Source organism: Mycobacterium sp. TH-M106 (genome assembly GCF_057473765.1).
This window is the reverse complement of sequence record NZ_JBYCLE010000610.1, coordinates 1-2125: the sequence shown is the minus strand read 5'-3', so window position 1 is coordinate 2125 and position 2125 is coordinate 1. Positions and strand designations below refer to the sequence as shown.

Sequence of the window (2125 nt, the reverse complement as noted above, 5' to 3'; positions counted from 1 at the left end):
CGTCCAGGTGGTTGGTCGGCTCGTCGAGCAGCAACGTGGTGGCCGAACCCTCCCCCTGCGCAGCGGCGAACAGGATCCGGGCCAGCTCGACCCGGCGGCGCTGCCCACCGGAGAGGGTGCCCAGCCGTTGGGTCAGCACCCGCTCGGGCAGGCCGAGGCTGGTGCAAATCCGGCTGGCTTCGCTTTCGGCAGCGTATCCACCCAGCGTGGCGAAGCGCTCCTCGAGTTGGCCGTAGCGTCGAATCGCACGGTCGCGAGCCCCGTCGTCGGCGACCTCGGCCATCAGCGCCTGCTGCTTCTCCAGATCCGCGAGCAGCGTGTCCAGCCCGCGCGCCGAGAGCACCCGGTCGCGGGCGACGATGTCGAGGTCTCCCTCCCTGGGATCCTGCGGCAGATACCCAATTCCGCCACTGCAGGTGACGGTGCCGGCGTAGGGTTCGCCCTCGCCCGCCAGGATGCGCAGGGTGGTGGTTTTACCGGCGCCGTTGCGCCCGACCAGCCCGATGCGATCACCGGGCTGCACCCTCAGCGCCGAGCCGACCGTCGTGAGCAGGGTGCGCGCCCCGGCGCGGACCTCCAGGTCGGTTGCGGTAATCACGCGCGCCGCTTCTCCTCATCGCTTCGCTCTGCATCGTCGCCGGCGCAGATCACGGGCGCCGCTTCTCCTCATCGCTTCGTCCCCCGCAAGCGGGAGGTACCCCCACTGCATCGTCGCCGGCGCAGATCACGGGCCCTCGATCGCCAATGCGTCGTCGGCAAATACGGACCGCCGCGGCCGACGGTGATGACTGGGTCTGGCCGAAATTACCAGCAAGTCTTCGTTAAGCTTTTACGGTACCTGCACAGAGGGGACCACCCCGATGCGTCTTCTATATAGTACTTTCGCGGTCGCCATGACAGGTGTGGGCCTGGCGATGGCCCCGTCACTCGTGCCCGCGCTATCCGGCGTGCAGACGGGCGGAGTGCGGCTCACCGGCAACCCGGTGGACACCGCGGACTCGCCGCTCGGGAACGGCACGGCCTTCGTGATCGGCCCCAGCGGTTTCCCGATACCGGGCCAACGCTATGTGGACGCGGCCGACACGCTGTATCTGCAACCGCGAGGCTTCACCGGCACCGCGCACGGGTTGTTCACCCCCGAGGGGGACTACCCGAGTACCGGCGTCAAAAGCTTGGAGTTCAACACCGCGGTGGCCCAGGGACAGCAGATCCTGGACGCCACCATTCACGGTCAAATCGCCGGAGGGCATGTCGATGCCGACCATCCCGTGGTGGTCTTCGGCTGGTCGGAGAGCGCCACCATCGCTTCGCTGACCATGCCCCAGCTCGCCGCCCAGGGCGTGCCCAGCAACGATGTGCATTTCGTGCTGGTCGGTGACCCCAACAACCCCAGCGGCGGCCAGCTGCAGCTCTTCGACGTGCCGGCGGGCGGTGCCAGCACCACTACGATGCCCTTCTTCGGCACGTTCAGCGGCGCCACCCCGGATGACTTGTTCCCGACCGACATCTACACGAAGGAATACGACGGATTCGCCGACGTCCCGCGGTATCCGCTCAACCTGCTCTCCGACCTCAACGCCCTGCTCGGCACCATCAGCGTGCACTCCACCTATCCGGTTCTCACCCCGACCGAGCTGACACCCACAGCAGATGGCGGTCAGGCAATCCTTCTGCCAGGATCTGCGGCCCTCACCGGGGAGGGCCTGACCAACTACTACATGATCCCGACCGAGACCCTGCCGCTGCTGGACCCGCTGCGGCTGCTCCCGGTGGTCGGGCAACCGCTCTACGACCTGCTGGAACCCGGCACCAAGATCCTGGTCAACCTCGGCTACGGCAGCATCACCGACGGCTGGAGCCCGGGGCCCGCCAATGTGCCCACCACGTTCGGTCTGTTTCCCACCGATCTCAATCCCGCCGATGTGCTCACCGCGCTGGGCAACAGCCTGCTCAACGGAGTCTCCGACGCCGTCAAAGATCTGCAGAACCCCGATATTTTCCACATCACGCCCATCGTTGACAACCCGGCGCGTTGACTCATCCAAAATGCGCGCGTAGACCTCTTCGTTGCCTCAACTGAGAATGCGCGCGTGCGGCGCGCCTACCCGGTAGTGCAGGGATTGCT

2 protein-coding genes and 1 pseudogene are annotated in these 2125 nt (G+C 66.8%); 1 reads left to right on the top strand and 2 read right to left on the bottom strand.

The features are described 5' to 3' along the window. A partial coding sequence (locus AC2VOP_RS20760; RefSeq protein ID WP_486962717.1) for an ATP-binding cassette domain-containing protein occupies positions 1 to 598 on the bottom strand: 598 nt, incomplete at its 3' end. 49 nt (positions 599 to 647) lie between these two features. Continuing rightward, positions 648 to 719, bottom strand: a pseudogene (locus tag AC2VOP_RS20755) (16S rRNA (guanine(966)-N(2))-methyltransferase RsmD); the annotation flags it as partial. A gap of 174 nt (positions 720 to 893) precedes the next feature. Here AC2VOP_RS20755 and AC2VOP_RS20750 point away from each other — a divergent pair. Then, the gene (locus AC2VOP_RS20750; RefSeq protein ID WP_486962716.1) at positions 894 to 2036 is read left to right on the top strand and encodes a PE-PPE domain-containing protein; all 1143 of its coding nucleotides are present in this window, start codon (positions 894 to 896) and stop codon (positions 2034 to 2036) included. Positions 2037 to 2125 lie beyond the last annotated feature (89 nt).